Annotated in this window: 21 protein-coding genes; 15 read left to right on the forward strand and 6 right to left on the reverse strand. The window is 37.7% G+C overall.

Annotated elements, in window-relative coordinates; all coding sequences use genetic code 11:
• Nucleotides 1-94: 94 nt before the first annotated feature.
• Genes murQ through PR834_RS05135 form a run of 4 tightly spaced genes read left to right on the forward strand, consistent with a single transcriptional unit; the run spans nt 95 to nt 4076 of the window.
• Complete coding sequence (gene murQ / locus PR834_RS05120; RefSeq protein ID WP_004256554.1) at nt 95-1015, forward strand: N-acetylmuramic acid 6-phosphate etherase; 921 nt, start codon at nt 95-97, stop codon at nt 1013-1015.
• A gap of 56 nt (nt 1016-1071) precedes the next feature.
• Complete coding sequence (locus PR834_RS05125; protein ID WP_094962441.1) at nt 1072-2433, forward strand: PTS transporter subunit EIIC; 1362 nt, start codon at nt 1072-1074, stop codon at nt 2431-2433.
• 15 nt (nt 2434-2448) lie between these two features.
• Nucleotides 2449-3294 (forward strand): MurR/RpiR family transcriptional regulator, encoded by an 846-nt coding sequence (locus PR834_RS05130; protein ID WP_004256548.1) that lies wholly within the window; start codon nt 2449-2451, stop codon nt 3292-3294.
• Nucleotides 3294-4076, forward strand: coding sequence for a sulfite exporter TauE/SafE family protein (locus tag PR834_RS05135; RefSeq protein WP_004256546.1), 783 nt, complete (start codon nt 3294-3296; stop codon nt 4074-4076). The genes PR834_RS05130 and PR834_RS05135 overlap by 1 nt, the downstream gene beginning before the upstream one ends.
• Before the next feature lie 65 nt (nt 4077-4141).
• On the opposite strand, the gene PR834_RS05140 is transcribed toward PR834_RS05135, so the two are convergent.
• A complete protein-coding gene (locus PR834_RS05140) occupies nt 4142-5023 on the reverse strand; it encodes a rhomboid family intramembrane serine protease (protein ID WP_153673647.1) in 882 nt (293 codons plus the stop codon).
• Nucleotides 5024-5184: 161 nt separating this feature from the next.
• Entirely contained in the window at nt 5185-6882 is a 1698-nt protein-coding gene (locus tag PR834_RS05145; RefSeq protein WP_004256541.1) for an NAD-dependent malic enzyme, read from the reverse strand.
• A 425-nt stretch (nt 6883-7307) separates the two neighbouring features.
• On the opposite strand from PR834_RS05145, the gene PR834_RS05150 reads away from it, so the two are divergent.
• The 11 genes from PR834_RS05150 (at nt 7308) to PR834_RS05200 (ending at nt 13339) form a co-directional block, all read left to right on the forward strand.
• Nucleotides 7308-7541, forward strand: coding sequence for a hypothetical protein (locus PR834_RS05150; protein ID WP_196724507.1), 234 nt, complete (start codon nt 7308-7310; stop codon nt 7539-7541).
• Between the two features lie 32 nt (nt 7542-7573).
• Nucleotides 7574-7930, forward strand: coding sequence for a hypothetical protein (locus PR834_RS05155; protein WP_196724508.1), 357 nt, complete (start codon nt 7574-7576; stop codon nt 7928-7930).
• Between the two features lie 59 nt (nt 7931-7989).
• Complete coding sequence (locus PR834_RS05160) at nt 7990-8688, forward strand: hypothetical protein (protein ID WP_196724509.1); 699 nt, start codon at nt 7990-7992, stop codon at nt 8686-8688.
• A 143-nt stretch (nt 8689-8831) separates the two neighbouring features.
• Nucleotides 8832-9581, forward strand: coding sequence for a hypothetical protein (locus PR834_RS05165; RefSeq protein ID WP_180359466.1), 750 nt, complete (start codon nt 8832-8834; stop codon nt 9579-9581).
• Complete coding sequence (locus tag PR834_RS05170) at nt 9574-9717, forward strand: hypothetical protein (protein WP_196724511.1); 144 nt, start codon at nt 9574-9576, stop codon at nt 9715-9717. Before PR834_RS05165 ends, PR834_RS05170 begins: the two co-directional genes overlap by 8 nt.
• A gap of 31 nt (nt 9718-9748) precedes the next feature.
• Nucleotides 9749-10471: a hypothetical protein gene (locus PR834_RS05175; protein ID WP_196724512.1), complete on the forward strand. Its 723-nt coding sequence runs from the start codon at nt 9749-9751 to the stop codon at nt 10469-10471.
• Nucleotides 10472-10479: 8 nt separating this feature from the next.
• On the forward strand, nt 10480-10680 hold the full coding sequence (locus tag PR834_RS05180; protein ID WP_272536489.1) for a hypothetical protein: 201 nt from the start codon (nt 10480-10482) through the stop codon (nt 10678-10680).
• Between the two features lie 26 nt (nt 10681-10706).
• Nucleotides 10707-11441, forward strand: coding sequence for a hypothetical protein (locus tag PR834_RS05185; RefSeq protein ID WP_272536490.1), 735 nt, complete (start codon nt 10707-10709; stop codon nt 11439-11441).
• A 20-nt stretch (nt 11442-11461) separates the two neighbouring features.
• A complete protein-coding gene (locus PR834_RS05190) occupies nt 11462-11872 on the forward strand; it encodes a hypothetical protein (RefSeq protein WP_196724514.1) in 411 nt (136 codons plus the stop codon).
• A gap of 155 nt (nt 11873-12027) precedes the next feature.
• Entirely contained in the window at nt 12028-12696 is a 669-nt protein-coding gene (locus tag PR834_RS05195) for a hypothetical protein (RefSeq protein WP_262960936.1), read from the forward strand.
• Nucleotides 12683-13339, forward strand: a complete 657-nt coding sequence (locus PR834_RS05200; protein WP_262960937.1) for a hypothetical protein — start codon at nt 12683-12685, stop codon at nt 13337-13339. Before PR834_RS05195 ends, PR834_RS05200 begins: the two co-directional genes overlap by 14 nt.
• A gap of 157 nt (nt 13340-13496) precedes the next feature.
• On the opposite strand, the gene cdd is transcribed toward PR834_RS05200, so the two are convergent.
• The 4 genes from cdd to metG form a co-directional block, all read right to left on the reverse strand.
• A complete protein-coding gene (gene cdd / locus PR834_RS05205; protein WP_004256516.1) occupies nt 13497-14384 on the reverse strand; it encodes a cytidine deaminase in 888 nt (295 codons plus the stop codon).
• A gap of 205 nt (nt 14385-14589) precedes the next feature.
• Nucleotides 14590-15285 (reverse strand): CidB/LrgB family autolysis modulator, encoded by a 696-nt coding sequence (locus PR834_RS05210; RefSeq protein ID WP_164455857.1) that lies wholly within the window; start codon nt 15283-15285, stop codon nt 14590-14592.
• Nucleotides 15285-15752 carry a CidA/LrgA family protein gene (locus PR834_RS05215; RefSeq protein WP_004256512.1) on the reverse strand — a complete coding sequence of 156 codons (468 nt, stop codon included), beginning with the start codon at nt 15750-15752 and terminating at the stop codon, nt 15285-15287. The genes PR834_RS05210 and PR834_RS05215 overlap by 1 nt, the downstream gene beginning before the upstream one ends.
• Before the next feature lie 143 nt (nt 15753-15895).
• Nucleotides 15896-17923: a methionine--tRNA ligase gene (gene metG, locus PR834_RS05220; RefSeq protein ID WP_196724518.1), complete on the reverse strand. Its 2028-nt coding sequence runs from the start codon at nt 17921-17923 to the stop codon at nt 15896-15898.
• Nucleotides 17924-17967: the final 44 nt, after the last annotated feature.

Genomic DNA, 17967 nt, shown 5'->3' on the forward strand with positions numbered 1-17967 from the left:
CAATTAAGTGGTACGAAATTGCTGTGATTTGAATTGAAATTAAAATTCATTTAATGTATTTTTTAATGAAATTAAATTTCATGAGGGCATTTGAATGTCTCTAGCCGAAAATACTCTGAGTAACTGTCTACACAATGAATTCAATCAGGAAACGCAGCAGTTTTCACGTTTGGATACGCTATCGATGGTGAACGTCATTAACCAAGCTGATAGCACGGTTGCAGGTGCCATTCAGGCTGTTCTACCTGCGATTGCTCAAGTGGTTGACGCTGTTGCTGAGTGCTTAAAGCAAGGTGGACGTTTGTTTTACATTGGCGCGGGTACTAGCGGTAGGTTAGCCGTATTAGATAGTGCAGAATGTCCACCCACATTTGGTACTTCACCTGAAATGGTGCAATCGATTATTGCGGGTGGCCAAGATGCAATGCTAAAAGCGGTTGAAAATATTGAGGATTCAGCAGAATCAGCGATTGCTGAGCTAAAAAAACGCCAACTTTGTGCCAAAGATGTCGTGGTGGGCATTGCTGCGAGTGGACGTACACCATTTACCTTAGCGGGTATTGAATACGCTAATGAAATCGGTGCGTTAACGGTGGCTATCACCACGCGAGGAAGAGGGTTATTAAGTGACGTAGCAAAATTGGCAATTGCCCCCGATGTTGGCCCTGAAGTGTTATCGGGTTCGACTCGTATGAAAAGTGGTACTGCGCAAAAAATGATTTTAGGCATGCTAAGTACTTGTGTGATGGGGAGACTAGGCCGTATTCATACTAATTTAATGGTTGATGTTGTTGCCAGTAATATCAAATTACTGCGCCGCGCAGAACGGATTGTGAGTGAAGTCTGCGGTATTGATGAACACACCGCGGCAGGGTTATTAGCGCAAGTGGATTATCATCCACGACGCGCAATTTTAATGCATGAGCTACAAATTAATGCACAGCAAGCGACGGATATCGTTCAACAACATCCAAATACCACCTTGGATAGCATGTTAGCAATTACCGTTAAGTAATGGGATAGCATGTTGAAGAGCGGGTTTATTGGCTCAGTCAACATCAGGGGGATCATATGGCTAATAAGATAGAACATCTGGAAGTACTCGCCAGAGAAATAGAAAAATATGCGGGCGGCTTTGAGAACGTGGCAACATTAACTCATTGTATGACGCGTATCCGTTTAGTTTTAAAAGATAATAGTAAATTTGATGCTGAGTCCTTGAAACAAATTGAGGGCGTAAAAGGTGTTATTTTTAATGGTGAACAGCAACAAGTGATTGTTGGGATGGGAACCGCAGCGAAAGTTTTTTCGGTGATGAACAAACGTATGCAAGGTAGCACCTCTACGACATCAGAAAGTTCAGCACCGGCGGAGAAAAAAGCGTTTTCCATTCGCCGTACGTTGAATACGTTAGCCGCTATATTTGTTCCTACTATTCCAGCTTTGATTGGTTGTGGTCTAATTATGGGGCTAATCAATATCGTCCGCTTGGTTGCTCCGGGGGTTGTCGACCAATTCCCTGAGTTATTTAAGTTATTAAAATTGATTGGTAGCGCAGTCTTTGTTTATCTTTCAATTATGATTGGGGTGAATACCGCGAAAGAGCTTGGTGCATCTACCTCAATTGGTGCGGTCATGGCTGGGTTACTTTCGATGCCGGGGTTAGCGGATATCACCTTATTTGGTTCGAAATTAGTCCCGGGTAGCGGGGGTATTTTTGCAGTGCTCATGGTGGTCGTTTTCTCTTCTAAATTTGAAGTGTGGTTTAGGAGCATTATTAAAGAAAGCTTAGACCTTATCGTGACGCCATTTGTGACCATTTTAGTCTCTGCGATGGTCGCAATTGTGGTGTTCCAACCCGCAGGACATTACTTAAACCAAATTTTGGCTCAAGGTGTTTCTGTCGCTTTATTAAATAGTGGCGGTGGTGCCGTGGCGACTGGCGGTATCTTGGGGGGGAGTTTCTTATTCTTATTACTAACGGGTTTACATCAAGGTTTGATCCCAATTCACGCTGAAATTTTACAAACTTTTGGTCTGAATTACTTGTTCCCAATTTTAGCTATGGGGGGAATGGGGCAAGTGGGTTCGTGTTTCTGGGTTTATTTAAAAACCAAAAACCAACGCTTGAAGAAAACCTTAGTCGGTGCGTTACCTGTGGGTATTTTTGGTGTCGGTGAACCGCTTTTATTTGGTGTGTCATTACCATTAGGTAAACCATTCATCGCAGGTTGCATTGGCGGCGCAGCTGGTGGGGCATTAATGGCGTTCTTTCATGTCGGGATCATCATTCCTTTTGGAACAGCAGGGTTATCGCTAATTCCATTAGTGGGTGATGGCCAAATATTGGATTTCTTAATTGCTGTTGCAGGTGCATGGATTGTCGGGTTCATTGCCAGTATGATAATAGGCTTCACTGATCCAGAAAAATAATTAGAAGGAAAAGCCATGTCGACACTGACGGTAAAACTGGAAAGCTTGCAGACACGAGGTAAAGGCACAGAACAACGTATTGCCACATTTTTGCTGGATAATCGCGAAAGTCTTATCGCAATGAATGCAGCGGAATTGGCTCAGGCGGCTGGGGTCAGTAGTGCATCTGTTATCCGCTTTTCACGCCAAATGGGGTACCGTGGCTATCCTGAATTTAAAGTTGATTATTTGTCGGATGAGAAGCAACACAAAGCAGAAAGTTTATACGGTAATCTGAGTCGTCACGATGATACCTCTCAGATTATCGCCAAAACAGGGCAAATGTTTATTTCGGCTATTGAAAAATCACTGGATTTACTTGAGCCCTCTGTCGTAGATACCATCGCGCAAAAAATGTTTCAGGCCAAACGTATCGTGCTGTTTGGTGTCGGGTCTTCAGCCATTGTTGCCAGTGATATTTTCCATAAATTAATTCGCATTAATAAACACGCACTGTTTAGTTATGATTTGCATGTTCAGCTAAGTTACTCGGCAAATTTGGGGCCGGAAGACCTAGCTATTGCAGTAACGGCGCGTGGAAATACTCAAGAAATCAATAGTATGCTTCGTGCTGCAAAAGAAACAGGTTGCCCGACAGTCGCACTGACACGTTTTGGTCAAGATGAAGCGATAAAGTTAGCGGACTTCGCCTTGCCTTATTTTTATGATGAGCAACATTCCCAATTAGGCATCATCACCCCCCAAGTGTTACAGATGATTACTTTCGATACATTATTTTTTAAATACCTCACGTTAGCAGATAGTGATGCAAATGAAGCATTACAAAAAGGGCGACGAGCACTGATACAAGGCAAGAGTTAATGATTGTAACGGAGTTAGCGATAGGCGCACTTATTGGGCTGATTATCAGCACAACGGGTGTCGGTGGTGGTGTGATTGTCTTACCGATACTGACCTATTTTTTTGGGCTAAATGCACTAGCAGCAGTAGCCACTGCCAATTTCCTTTCGATGCTAATGAAGGTTTCTTCTTCTTATATGCATTTTCGATTAGGCAATATCCCCTTTAAAGGCGCTATGATTGTATTAGCGATTATGTTGCCGAGCACATTTCTCTCAAGTCTGTTTGTTACATGGTTGGGGGGATTACCGGGGTATGAAAAACAAGTCGAGTGGGGTATTAACCTGTTAGTGGCTGCTGCCATTATTTTTTCGCTATATTTATTTGTTCAGCGAATGTTTTTTGTTTCGATCATCAAGCAAGAAGCGGCAAAAGGGGATCAGCTAAAATCCATGGCTGTGCCGGCTATCCTAGCGGGTGTTGTACTTGGTGCAACTGGAGTTGGTGGTGGGGTGGTTGTTCTCCCTATGTTGCTGCGCTATATGCAACTGAATATTAAGCAAGCAATTGGTACATCGATTTTTGTAACAACCGTGTTGTCTGGTTCCTCTGCTTTAGCTTATGCGCAAGATGGCTATACGGATTTAAAACTGGCGCTGATATTGTGTGCAGGGGCATTGATTGTGATGCCATTAGCTAAATATTTACTGGTCCGTTTATCTGAACGTACTTTCCAATACATTACATTGTTATTAATTATCTGTAGTGCAGTAATGATGACAATGAATTTATTCACTTTCTAGATTTACGCGTCCTATTATTGACGGTATCAATAATAGGACTAATCTCTTACGAAAAAACGGTATTTTTATCGCTGATTAAGTTCTTTTGCCATTTCTTGGTAAATAAACTGGCGCTCATAGTTCAGGTCTTCGTCTTGTAGGGAAGAAAACTGGCTTAGTGTTATAGCCAGTAAGGCGGCAGCTATAAGTACAATGACACCGCTAGAGAGTAGTTTTGCCCGGACGGTTGCTTGGGGCGCAAGTACAAAAGCGCCACTAATAACAGCGCCAAGTACTGCTCCACCAATATGAGCAGCGTTATCAATACCTGACTGCAAACCATTGATGAGAGTTAGCGCAATCATTCCAATAATATTATATAGCGGGCGTTTTAATTGGTTGCGCTCTTCAAGAGAGAGGTTTGGGTTATTTATCCCTTTTAATAAATAAATTACGGAAGCGGCAGCTAACCCCATAATGGCTCCAGATGCGCCAATACCAACGGTAATATATACCGTGTTATCAGGTAAATATAAACTATTCCATGCATTCATTGACGCGCGGTTTGCTGCGGCGTTAATGGCTTCACTGTATTGCCAATAAGCGCTAAAAAATGCCGCGCCAATACCTGAAAATAGGTATATTGCGAGCATCCTAAATTTTCCATAGGTGCGTTCGCATTCAATCCCAATAACAAACAAGGCCAATGTATTTAAAGCAAGGTGCATACCACCTGAGTGCAATACCATACTGACTGGATAACGCCACCAATCCCCCGTTAATGAAAGTTGGTAAACATTGGCACCAAATAATAATAAGTTATTTTCTTGGGAACCGAGTGGGGCGGCATAATTGAGCTGGTAAAAATAAACAACAATATTTAGCACCGCAATAAAAAGCGTTAGGGCTATTGCCCATAGGGAAAACTTAGGTTTCTGTGGAATAGCAGCATTGAGGTCGCCAGTCATGTCAATATCCTATTAATCAGTCATGGCCATTATCTTAAATAAGTGATTTGTTTAGCGCAATTTATCATTATCTGAGAAAACAGACATTCGTTTTTTCGGATCTATAAAAAATAAAAAAGGAGCTCTAAAGAGCCCCTTTCAATCAATACCGTTATGACAAATTAAAACGAAGTCCGTTTATAGGTACGGTACTCTGGTTTCCAGAAATTACGCTCAATGGCTTCATCCAATGCGCTATCAGAGGTGACCGTTGCTACACCTTGGATCTGTGCTTCTTTTGCCACTTGTTTAGCAATAATGCGAGATACATCTTGAATATCAGACAGTAGAGGTAATAGCGCACCTTCACCATTTTTGGCAAGTGGTGAACAGCTGGCAAGCGCACGGCTGGCGGCCATTAACATGCCATCAGTAACGCGTTTAGCACCAGAGGCAATCACACCAAGACCTATACCCGGGAAGATATAGGAGTTGTTACATTGTGCAATTGGGAACACTTGGTCTTTGTAAGATACTGGGCTAAATGGACTTCCTGTTGCGACTAAGGCCTTGCCATCAGTCCAATTGATAATGTCTTCAGGGCGAGCTTCGACGCGTGATGTTGGGTTAGATAACGGCATCACGATAGGACGTTCACAGTGCTTATGCATCTCTTTAATGATTTCTTCTGTGAATAATCCAGCTTGGCCAGACACACCAATCAATATGGTTGGTTTGGCATTGCGTACCACATCTAACAGTGAAATTGAGTCACTGTTAACATCCCAGTCGGTTAAATTCCCACTGTTTTGGGTTAATTTGGCTTGGAAATCGAGTAAGTTAGGTAGTTTATCGGTTAATAAACCAAAGCGGTCAACCATATAAATACGTGAACGCGCTTCTTCGTCACTCAAGCCTTCGGATTTCATCTGGGCGATGATTTGTTCTGCAATACCGCAGCCTGCTGAGCCTGCACCCAAGAAAGTCACGCGTTGGTCGCTTAGCTTACTGCCTGCGGCATGGCTGGCGGCAATTAAGCTACCTAATGCAACCGATGCGGTGCCTTGAATATCATCATTGAAACAGCATAGCTCATCACGGTAACGGGTTAATAAAGGCATCGCATTTTTCTGAGCGAAATCTTCAAATTGTAATAATACATTTGGCCAGCGGCGTTTAACTGCCTGAACAAATTCATCAAGGAACTCATTGTATTCATCACCCGTAATACGTGGGTGACGCCATCCCATATACAGAGGGTCATTCAGACGCTGTGGGTTGTTGGTTCCTACGTCAATAACAATAGGTAAGGTATAAGCAGGGCTGATACCCCCGCACGCGGTATAGAGAGAGAGTTTCCCAATTGGGATGCCCATACCACCGATACCTTGGTCACCAAGGCCTAAAATACGTTCGCCATCAGTAACAACAATCACTTTCACATTTTGTTTGGTGGCGTTTTGTAGCATGTCGTCGATGTATTCACGATTTGGATAAGAAATAAATAAACCACGTGCACGACGATAAATGTCAGAGAAATGCTCACAAGCTTCACCCACGGTTGGGGTATAGATAATAGGCATTACTTCAGTGAGGTGAGCATCTATAAGGCGATAAAATAAGGTTTCGTTGGTGTCTTGAATATTTCGCAGATAAATGTGTTTATCAATATCTGATTTAAAATCAATTAATTGGCGGTAGGCACGTTCAACTTGTTCTTCGATGGTTTCTACTTGTTCAGGAAGTAAACCATGCAAGTTAAAATTTGCACGCTCTTCTTCGGTGAAGGCGCTTCCTTTATTCAGCAAAGGGAATTCAAGCAAAATTGGGCCAGCGTAGGGTATATAGAGAGGGCGTTTTGTTTCGTACTCATGTTCCATGAAATATCACTCTTCGGACGATTAATCAACAAAGTCAGGGTAGATCCTAAGCTAAACAGCAAATATGTACAGTAAATAATGATAAAAAAGCGTTAAAAAATTTACTGAAAAATATTGTGCATATGATAAGGAGTTTATGCGCGGAAGGGAATGAAAGCCGATAACGGCATACGCATTACGGTAGGTAGATCACGCTTAGGCAAATAATGAATGTCTCATCGTTATTTTTACGTTTTCAAACGTTAGTTTAGCTTTGCTGCGGGTTCAATTTTTTCATGTTTTTTCTTATTTTTAGTCAGTTACAGAGAGAAAAAACGGATTCACTGAAAGTTAAATTATATTTTTAAATATCATATATTGCTGCAAGTTTTAAATTTATATAAGTTGAATTTTATTTTATATTTCATTTTTTACTAAGGAGTTTTATGAATTTAATTAATGGAGTGTTAAGAAATAAGCGTATTTATATATTAATTATTATGGCATTTCTAGGAGGAATGAATCATTCAAGAGCAGACTATAACCCAATCGAAACACTAAGGAATATTGACAGCTATTTCTATGAAAACAAATATGGTTCATCAATTTTTGGTCGAGTTATAACAGATTATTTTTATTTGGTGATGAAAGAAAAAACAAAACAATTAATAAAACATTGATAGACAAAATAAATTATGACCATGCATTAGAAATGCTTCAAGTATTAAAGCGAAAAGCGAAGAAACAGAGTACAGGTGAAAAAGTCTCTCATGATATGACTTATAAAGAAGCAGATGAAATACACTATCTGGTCATGTTACGTAATAAAATACCCGAAGAAGCTTGGGTTTTAGGTGTGGTATTTTCTGTATTAGATGAAAAAGAAAAAGAATTTTATTGGCAAAAAATTATGGCAGCTTCCGGAGACCGTGGCCATGAATTATCGGTAATATACAGCTTGATGAAAGTGATGTTAGAAAAGGAAAAGAAGGCCACTAAAAAACAGAAAATCATTATTAATAAATGGTATGAACGTATGAGTAAAACATTAGCTTCTGCTAAATCATAGTTTTCATTTAAATAAGTTTGAAAACTAAATGTTATATAAGTATTAAGGTGTCAATTATTATGAAATTATATTTTTGTTTAATTCTACCGTTATTATTATTTTCCTGCATTGTTAATGGCGAGAACCGCCCCGGTTTTGTTTGTGGACAGTTTAATAGGAATATTATCGAAGTTCCTAGTAAGTATGTTTTTCCATTTGCTGAATATGAAGGATATAGCTATTTTGACCCAAGGTTTGTTGAAAACAAAAAAGGGTGTGAGGCTAATTTTAGAATTCTGCCAATGAGGATGTCATGGCCAGACTTAAAACCATTTAGTGAAGTCAGTCATGATGTTAGAATGATAGAAGTCTATGTTGAGCCATTAAATAGTGATCCTGAAAAGTATTTTAGTCATAAGAAAGATATATATTTAAATATGGGGAGTATTAAAAGGAAAGGTGAACTATATTATGATGAAGAACTAGAGTTGTATTTTAATGAGGTTTTTATTGAGTCTAAACATATTAATGGAAATAAAGTGCATGTCAATATTATAAAGTATGGTTACTATTGGGATGAAGATAATGATGAAGTTAATGTTTTAATGGAGTGTTCATGGAGACAGTTAGATGATAGTTATCGGCGTTGTAAATTATTATCATTAATGCCTGAATTTGGTCTTAAATATAGTGTTTCATTTGAATTTTCAAATCTTGTTAATTGGGAAGCTATTCAAGACAAGGTAAGGCTATTTTTATCTGAATATATTAAAAATTAGGAACTAAAAATATGAATATTAGGGAACGTAGGCAGGGAGACTTAGAATTAATATCAATAGATTTATCTAATGTTACCCGAATTTTAATAGTTAGTAAAAATCCAGAGCTTATGTATGATTAGTTTATTTTAATAGGTGTAAGTATGAGATTTGAACTAATAATTAGTTATCTAATTAAATTTACAGTTAATTGTCTTATGCTATTAATCTCAATAAATAGTTACGCTGATAATCGTCCCGATTTTGTCTGTGGGCAGTTTAACGGAACGGTTATAGAAGTTCCTGACAAGTATGCTTTTCCATTTGCTGAATATGAAGGGTATAGCTATTTTGATCCAAGGTTTATTGAAAATAAAGAAGGATGTGATGCTAATTTTAGAGAGTTAACATTAATAACGCATTGGCCTTATATGACAAGTGTTGATCCCCAAAAAAAATTTCATCTTGAAATAGATGAAAAAACGATAAGAATTATATTGAGACCAATTAGAGAGAAAGATTATTCATTAACACAAAAAATGAAAAATTATCTAAATGCATCATATTTAGGAAAGCGAAGTCAAATATTTTATGACGATGATTCCGAACTTCAATATGTTGACTATTTTGATGAATATAATGTATCTGAAAAACTATATAGTGGAAAAAGAACTCAAAAGAAAAGAACTTTTTTTTGGTTCGAAAATGAAAATGAAGTTATTGCTATCTTAGAATGCTTATGGCTACCATTGGAAAATAAATATTCAAGTTGTAATATGATTTTTTCAATATCAGAAATAGGTATACTTGCAGAGATTAAATTTAGTTTTGATAAGTATAATCAATGGAGAGATATAATGAATGAAGCTAAGGTTTTTGTCTTCGGTTTTATTAAGGATGAATATTATGAGTAAAGATATGGCTAGTTTTTCAATTAATTATAATGATATCGTAAGTTTAAATGTTATTTTCTTAGAAAGTAAATTTGCAAATTCTATGGGCGAAGAAAATTTTTCAAGTATATCTAGTGAGGATGTTTTTATAATTTAAAATATATTGATTTATTTCAATAGGTGCAAGTATGAAACTTGAAATGATAATTAATTATCTAATTAAATTTACAGTTAATTGTCTTGTGTTATTGATTTCCATAAATAGTTTCGCTGATAATCGCCCCGGTTTTGTCTGTGGGCAGTTTAATAAGAATATTATAGAAGTTCCTGGCGAGTATGTTTTTCCATTTGCTGAATATGAAGGATATAGCTATTTTGACCCAAGGTTTATTGAAAATAAAAAAGGGTGTGAGGCTAATTTTAGAGTGCTGCCAATGCGAATGTCTTGGTCTGATTTGAAACCATCTAATGAGGTAAGTAATGATGTTAAAATTATAGAGGTTTATGCTGAACCATTAAAAGGAAACCCTGAAAAATATTTGAGTTATAGAAAACACGTGTATTTAGATATGGGGTACCTCAAAAGAAAGGGGGAGTTATATTATGATGAAGAGTTGGATCTTTATTTTACTGAAGTGACTGTAACAATACGAAGAAGTATTGGTCATAAAGATGATATGTATTTTAATAAAAAAGGATATTATTGGAAGGAAATTAATAATGAAGTAATTTTTTTAATTGAGTGTGAATGGTTACCAATTGATGAGAAGTATCATAAGTGTTTTCAATATTTTTTGATTCCAGAAATAGGAACTAAGGTTAAATTTTATTTTGATGCTAAAGAATTATCTAATAGCAATATAATGAGGGAAAAAATACGCATTTTTTTACTCGACCATGTTAAAAATTAGGAGATAATATGAGAAATCAAGAAATTAGAAAGGGTGATTTAAAGTTAACTCGTAGTGATGTTTCTAATGCAATTAAAATTTTATACGTAACCAAAGAACCAAAGTTGATGTATGAATATTTGGAAAGTAAAGGAGATCGATATGCTAAATTAGCTAATAGTGTGGTTAAAGGTGATTCTCTTTCAGGTGCTTTGCGCTTAATTATTTAGATGAAGCTATTTTAGAGCATATTGGAGTGCAAGATGAGTTTATAATTGAGCGTATTCGCTATTATATGGCAATAGCTTATGTTCAAACCCTAAAAAATAGATTTGAAGATGGAAAGGATGTAATCTATGGTGATATAAATCACATAGAGGCTAAATTATTTCATAGTAGTGTATTTTCTTATTATAATCTTCCTTCTGATGCATGGACTTTAGAACCTGTATTTTTTGTGTTACCTAGAGAACAAAGAGAGAGTTATTGGCAGAGAGCTTTAAATTCTGTAGGTGATATAGAAAGTGAAACATTATTAAGTATAAATACTAAAGATATAATGTTTAGAGCATTATATGAAGCTCCAGCGCATATGCAGCCTAAAATACATAGTTGGACTAAACGAGTTCTGGATATTGATAATGTAGTAGATGGCGTGGTGGTTACAGCCAAGAAATCTTATCAAAATATTATATCTCATATAGAAGAAGATAATATGGATAGAATAAATACAATTATTTATAATACAGGAAACCCTTTAATCGATAGAGGAACAGAGCGTTTTTCATTTTGGAATTTTCCATCTGGCGATGGTAGTCGATTTTCTGTACAAACAGATTGGCGTGGGCAAACGGAATTTACACATAAAAATTTATTATCTGAATATTATCTAGAAAGACCTGATTATATATTACCAGAAACAGGCTTATTTGATTCACCATCAGTTAATTATCAACCAGATGTTGCTCATTATGACCGTATGACCGTATGATTGATGATTTAAGGGGAAATATGCCATCAATAAACAACAAGTCAACACCTCCAATTAAGTATCCACACAATATGGTAGATAAATCGATATTGGAAAGCACTTATCCAAAATCCGAACCGAATAGACAATTAGCACCTCGTACAACAAACCTACTTGATAGGTTTAAGGATAATGAAACACCAACAAATTATTATCTAGAACGCCCGAGTGTTGTTCTTCCGGAAACGCCAGGATTTAAAGACTTCCCTACAGATACCATAAGAAATAACCCTCATTTTGAAAATATGATTGGCCAGTTAAGAGACAATATGTCATCAATGAACAATTCAATGGACTCATTTGAAGATAAATACTCAATACCCTCAATGCCAAGTATACCTGAATTTAGTTATAGTGGTTATTCTTCTGGAGGATCTTTTAGTTTTAATTAATATTTAAAAAGTCTACTTATAATAAAATAAATTATTTTAGTTATTAGTAAACGAATGGTGATTACTGATGTTTGTTTTTATGTTGGCAATGTGTTTTTTACATAATTGCTTTTTAAGATTGTTGGTTTCTAACTTTATGAATCACAAGGATGTATATGAATTATAAATTAATAGTTGTGCTTTCAGTTTTTCTTCTCGGTGCTTGCCAAAATCCTCAAGGAAATAATGTAAAATATAATAAAAAAAATATAACTAATTTTTGTGAAAAAAAAGGTGTTAAAACGCCACGTCTTTTCTTTATGCTACAGATGTTATACTTTTCTGAATCTAAGGATTTAATATTTGATAGAAAAAAATTAGTTATTTTCAAGGGGGGAAAAGAAAATAACCCAATGTTAGAATTTTTAAAGTATACAAAAGAAGCATTTATTAAAAAATTAAGCCATGAACAGGCAATGGGTTTTTATCGTAAGAATTTAAATGAAATGGGAATGTCTTATCATGCTTGGATTTTAGCAGATGTTTTAGATGTTATTAATGAGAGAAACCGGGAGACACTATGGCAACAGTTCATTTTTGTGATGAATAACAATGATCCTGCGAAGGAAGCTAAATTATTCATGATGCTTTGGTATGCAATGGTAAGGGAAGCTTCCAAACCACCATCAGACAAGCAAATTAAAAGCAAAAGATGGCTGGAGAAGATGAGGCGGATTGCTTTAGTCAATAAGCTAGAGAGAAAGTTAGATTTTATGTTTGAAGAAATGATTGATGATTCAAAGTTTTATAATAAAAATCGAAGGGGTTCTAATGATATCATTTAAATACAAATCTATTATTACATTAATTTTTATTTGTATAATTTTATCATATTTAAGTCTTTTAAATAAAGGTTATGCTTTTACTGATAAAGACAATATTCAAAAGGTTAATAATTCGGATGATAAATATTTTAGTATTTTTATTTATCTAGAAAAAGAATTTTTAAATAATCATATGAAGGCACGGGGTGAGTCATTTACCAGTGAAAAACGGAGTCGGTATCAAAAAGAAGTAAAATTAGCATATGGACGAATTATGAAAAATCGGAAAGAAAGTGATAACATTCCAATTGGTGATATTACACATCAAGAATTTATTAAAATAAAAAAAGAAGCGATGTTAAATACAGGAATTCCTTATGAAGGTTGGTTATTTAAAGATGTATTTGAAGTATTATCTATAGATAAACAGAATAAAATTATAGGGAAACTATTAAATAGCTTTTCTAATAAATCACTTAATGGTGAATCAGAGTTATTTGCTAGCATTTGGCTAGACATGAAAGAAGAAGCCGCGCAATCTGCATCGATAAAACAGCAACAAAGCCAAGCTTGGCTAGAAAAAATGCGAAAGATCCCTTTAGTTATTACATTAGAAGAGACGATAAATGAAACAGAAAAATTGTTTAATGAATTCACTTACTAGGGCATATATTAATCAAAACTAGTGAGTTCTATTATGGATGGCCACTTTGCAGGTAAATGGTTTTGTGAACAAGATTAAAGTTCTAATAGCAACTATACGGTTATTGCTGTTTATTCAAGCTCCCAGCAATAACCGTTATATTTAAATAAATATAAAATTAATCCAAATAAGCTAATTCAATATTTTGGCAACCCAATGCCTGTAATGTATTTTCGGTAACATACCAATGTTTGATAATTGCATCTTGTTTTTCAACAAACTTAGCTTGGTCGATGGCGTGAATATCTTTACCTGCAAGGTTAATCATAATTAAAGCGGCTTGTAGTGGCGGTAAACTTGGGTTGAATGCGGCATTTTCTGCGTAGCGTCCGGTAAACAGTGAGCCATCTTTTAATTGTAACGCAATTCCTGAATGGGATTGGCTATAAGGTGCATGGGATTGGTTTGCAGCCTCAATTGCTGCACTTAATAACCGGTCACGGCTTTGGTTTTTATAGCCATGGTCAACAGGGTCTAGCAGTAAAGTGGTAATATTGAGGTCAGACGGCCCAAATGAGTCGGGTAAATAGTGGTGTAGTACCGCAGGTGTGCGACCTGGTAAATTCACCATAATTTTACCACCTTCACGTAATTCATTCATAAATTGGCGGCAGTGGCCACAAGGTGTGTAATTTACAGTAATTGAGGTAATCTGCGTTTCACCTTTCATCCAAGAGTGTGTCACTGCACACTGTTCTGCATGGATCACTTGGCCCATTGATACATGGCTAAATTCCATATTGGCACCAAAATACAAGTTACCACTTGCTCCACGTGCGATTGCACCCACGTTAAAATGGGAAATAGGAGTGAGGGCATAGGCAGCAGCAAAAGGCAATAATGCAAAGGCTAACTCAGCGTCGTCTACACTTGTTTCAGCTTTAATCTGTTTAACTTGTTCCGCCGTTAACATGCCTTGAAAATCAGATTTATCAATGATAGGTCTAAGTACTGACTGTAACTTTTCTGGAAGCTCGGCCCAAGCGGCCTTAAATCTTGAATGCATGAGTTACTCTCCCTATTTAATTGTTTTTATTCTATTCAATAATACGTAGAACTATATGTGATGATTGTCACTATTTTGGGTGTAATATATGAAACATATTCTTTTGTTGTGAGATATATCTCATATTTTATCAGTGTGCGTATGAGCAAGAGGCTATTGAACTCCTCTTACCCATATATTTGGTTATTGGCTTAATGAATTAAGCTTAGCTAAAAAGATGTAAAATGACAGGGAATATAAACGGGGCAATAAGCGAGGTGATAACCCCACAGGTCATTAATGCAAGAGAGCTATAAGCACCTTCAATGTAATTCACTTCGGCACAGCGGGCAGTACCTAGGGCGTGGGAAGCGGTTCCCATCGCGAGCCCTCTTGAGGCGTGGGTTCGTACACGTAGCACATCAAATAAGCTATGGCCAAACATGGCGCCTAAGATCCCAACAAACAACACGCAAGCGGCACTAATCGCAGGGATCCCACCAACAGAATCAGCGACAGCCATCGCAATAGGAGTAGTTACTGATTTAGGTAAAATAGAACCCGCGATATCTGGGGTTGCCCCCAACCATAGTGCGATGGCAGCACCGCTGAACATGGCCACTAAACTACCTGCAAAACAAATGCTTAATAAAGATTTCCACTGGGCACGAATTTGGTGCATTTGTTCGTAAAGTGGAAAAGCGAGCGCAACGACTGCGGGTTGTAGTAAATCATTGAGTATTTTGCTACCTGCAAAATAGTGCTCATAAGAGGTATTCGTGATCACTAGTAGTGCAATCAATACCGTAATAGTAATTAATAGTGGGTTTAAAATCGGTAACTTAAATGTGGTCGACAACTTACGCGCTAAATAAAACACCACAATGGTCAGCGGTAATGACCACCAAATATGTTCTAACATTATTCATTCCCCTTAGTTTTATCATTATTAATGACCGAAGAAATTGGGTCTTCGGGGGGTAAAGGAACGTCATCAGGTTGAGCCCCAACGACAGGGCGTTCCTTATGAATATAGTTGGAACTGATGGCGACAACCACCATAACGATTAAGGTACTAACTACACAGGAAACGATGATAGGAACCATTTGTTGGCTGAGTAATTCATAGTAATTCATTATGCCAACACCAATAGGAACAAACAGGATGGTCATATTTTTCAACAAAATGCTGCAACCGGGTTGTGCCCACTTCGCGGGGATAATTTGTAACGCAAGCAATATGAATAAAATTAACATGCCGACAATGCTGCCAGGGATGGAGAATGGAAGTAGTGTTGAGATAAGGTTTCCAATAATCAGGCAAAGGTAGAGTATTGCGAAAGCTCGCAAATATTGCCATCCCGTTATCAGTACCTGTTTAAATGACATGAGACTGGTCCTGTAATGTAATATCTATTCATCATACAATTAACTTTATTATTGTGCTACTGATCACAATAAAAAGCCAATAAAAAAGTGGGAAGTATTTAGCTTCCCACTTTTGATGAATAACAGACTAGAGTAAGTATGGGTTATTTAACTTGCATACCGGGTTGTGCACCACTGTCTGGGCTGAGTAAGAAGATATCTTTCCCGCCAGGACCTGCTGCCATTACCATGCCTTCAGAAACACCGAAACGCATTTTACGTGGCGCAAGGTTGGCAACCATCACCGTTAAACGGCCTTCTAAAGCTTTAGGGTCTGGATAAGCGGAGCGAATACCAGAAAATACTTGGCGCGTTTCACCACCGATATCCAATTGCAATTTCAGTAGCTTGTCTGAGCCTTCAACAAAATCAGCTTGCTTGATTAATGCAATTCGCAGGTCAATTTTCGCAAAATCATCAAAAGTGATGGTTTCTTGAATTGGGTCATCGGCAAGTGGCCCCGTAAGTTGCTGTACGGGTTTGATGCTCTCTTTTGAGGCTTCAACCATCGCATCCACTTTTGCCATTTCAATGCGGTTAAACAACGCTTTAAATGGCGCAACGCTGTGGTTCAGTAATGGGGCGTTAATCGCATCCCATGATAATTCACTATTTAAGAAGGCTTCAGCACGCTTAGTAAGACCCGGCAAAACAGGTTTCAGGTACGTCATCAGAACGCGGAATAAGTTGATGCCCATCGAGCAAATATCTTGCAGTTCTTGATCTTTACCTTCTTGTTTGGCGACAACCCAAGGTGCTTTTTCATCAACATAGCGGTTTGCGATATCGGCTAATGCCATGATTTCACGGATCGCTTTGTTATATTCACGGTTGTTATAATCCTCACCGATAACTTTAGCTGCATCGATAAATTGTTGGTATAACTCTGGCTCAGCAAGGTTTGCTGATAATTTGCCATCAAAGCGTTTAGCAATAAAGCCCGCATTACGTGATGCCAAGTTAACCACTTTATTGACGATGTCGCTGTTGACGCGCTGGACGAAATCTTCCAAATTAAAATCGATGTCATCAATACGCGAAGACAGTTTTGCTGCATAGTAATAGCGCAAGCAGTCAGCATCTAAATGATCTAAATACGAACGCGCAGTAATAAATGTTCCGCGCGATTTAGACATTTTTGCCCCGTTAACCGTGACATAGCCATGAACAAACAGGTTTGTTGGTTTACGATACTGGCTACCTTCTAACATAGCAGGCCAAAACAGGCTGTGGAAATAGACGATATCTTTACCAATGAAGTGGTAAAGGTCGGTTTTCGAATCTTTATTCCAAAACTCATCAAAATCAAGATCACCGCGTTTGTCACACAGGTTTTTAAAGGAGCCCATGTAACCGATAGGCGCATCTAACCAAACATAGAAATATTTACCCGGCGCATCAGGAATTTCAAAACCGAAATAAGGCGCATCACGGGTAATATCCCATTGTTGTAGGCCTGATTCGAACCATTCTTGCATTTTGTTGGCGACTTGTTCTTGTAATGCGCCAGAGCGAGTCCACGCTTGAAGCATGTCGCTAAATGCAGGAAGATCAAAGAAAAAGTGTTCTGAATCACGCATTACAGGTGTGGCGCCAGAAATCACTGAACGTGGGTTAATCAGTTCTGTTGGGCTATAGGTTGCGCTACAGACTTCACAGTTATCACCATATTGGTCTTCGGCTTTACATTTTGGACAAGTGCCTTTAACGAAGCGATCCGGTAAGAACATGCCTTTTTCTGGGTCGAAAAGCTGTGAAATAGTACGGTTCTTAATAAAACCGTTATTTTTCAGTTTCCCGTAAATCAGCTCTGATAAAACTTTGTTTTCTTCACTGTGTGTGGAGTGGTAGTTATCATAACTAATGGCGAAACCAGCAAAATCGTTCTGATGCTCTTGGTTCACTGCCGCAATCATCTCTTCTGGCGTTACGCCAAGTTGTTGAGCTTTAAGCATGATTGGAGTTCCGTGCGCGTCATCGGCACAGATAAAGTGAACCTCTTTGCCGCGCATTCGCTGATAACGGACCCAAATATCAGCCTGAATGTGTTCCAGGATATGACCAAGATGGATTGAACCGTTAGCATAGGGTAACGCACAGGTTACCAGTAATTTATTCGCGACTTGAGACATAGTAACTTTCTTACTTCCATTATTTGAAAAGGGTCTTTGATGTT

Origin of the sequence: Providencia sp. PROV182, assembly GCF_028480325.1 — a bacterium.
Classification (GTDB): domain Bacteria; phylum Pseudomonadota; class Gammaproteobacteria; order Enterobacterales; family Enterobacteriaceae; genus Providencia; species Providencia hangzhouensis.

Coding starts and splice junctions, on each gene's coding strand:
- murQ (WP_004256554.1), top strand. CDS start 95: ATGTCTCTAGCCGAAAATACTCTGAGTAACTGTCTACACAATGAATTC.
- PR834_RS05215 (WP_004256512.1), bottom strand. CDS start 15,752: ATGTCATTTAAACAGGTACTGATAACGGGATGGCAATATTTGCGAGCT.
- PR834_RS05195 (WP_262960936.1), top strand. CDS start 12,028: ATGAATTATAAATTAATAGTTGTGCTTTCAGTTTTTCTTCTCGGTGCT.
- PR834_RS05190 (WP_196724514.1), top strand. CDS start 11,462: ATGCCATCAATAAACAACAAGTCAACACCTCCAATTAAGTATCCACAC.
- PR834_RS05180 (WP_272536489.1), top strand. CDS start 10,480: ATGAGAAATCAAGAAATTAGAAAGGGTGATTTAAAGTTAACTCGTAGT.
- PR834_RS05200 (WP_262960937.1), top strand. CDS start 12,683: ATGATATCATTTAAATACAAATCTATTATTACATTAATTTTTATTTGT.
- PR834_RS05140 (WP_153673647.1), bottom strand. CDS start 5,023: ATGACTGGCGACCTCAATGCTGCTATTCCACAGAAACCTAAGTTTTCC.
- PR834_RS05125 (WP_094962441.1), top strand. CDS start 1,072: ATGGCTAATAAGATAGAACATCTGGAAGTACTCGCCAGAGAAATAGAA.
- PR834_RS05145 (WP_004256541.1), bottom strand. CDS start 6,882: ATGGAACATGAGTACGAAACAAAACGCCCTCTCTATATACCCTACGCT.
- PR834_RS05165 (WP_180359466.1), top strand. CDS start 8,832: ATGAGATTTGAACTAATAATTAGTTATCTAATTAAATTTACAGTTAAT.
- PR834_RS05210 (WP_164455857.1), bottom strand. CDS start 15,285: ATGTTAGAACATATTTGGTGGTCATTACCGCTGACCATTGTGGTGTTT.
- PR834_RS05135 (WP_004256546.1), top strand. CDS start 3,294: ATGATTGTAACGGAGTTAGCGATAGGCGCACTTATTGGGCTGATTATC.
- metG (WP_196724518.1), bottom strand. CDS start 17,923: ATGTCTCAAGTCGCGAATAAATTACTGGTAACCTGTGCGTTACCCTAT.
- PR834_RS05130 (WP_004256548.1), top strand. CDS start 2,449: ATGTCGACACTGACGGTAAAACTGGAAAGCTTGCAGACACGAGGTAAA.
- PR834_RS05155 (WP_196724508.1), top strand. CDS start 7,574: ATGCTTCAAGTATTAAAGCGAAAAGCGAAGAAACAGAGTACAGGTGAA.
- PR834_RS05160 (WP_196724509.1), top strand. CDS start 7,990: ATGAAATTATATTTTTGTTTAATTCTACCGTTATTATTATTTTCCTGC.
- PR834_RS05150 (WP_196724507.1), top strand. CDS start 7,308: ATGAATTTAATTAATGGAGTGTTAAGAAATAAGCGTATTTATATATTA.
- PR834_RS05170 (WP_196724511.1), top strand. CDS start 9,574: ATGAGTAAAGATATGGCTAGTTTTTCAATTAATTATAATGATATCGTA.
- cdd (WP_004256516.1), bottom strand. CDS start 14,384: ATGCATTCAAGATTTAAGGCCGCTTGGGCCGAGCTTCCAGAAAAGTTA.
- PR834_RS05175 (WP_196724512.1), top strand. CDS start 9,749: ATGAAACTTGAAATGATAATTAATTATCTAATTAAATTTACAGTTAAT.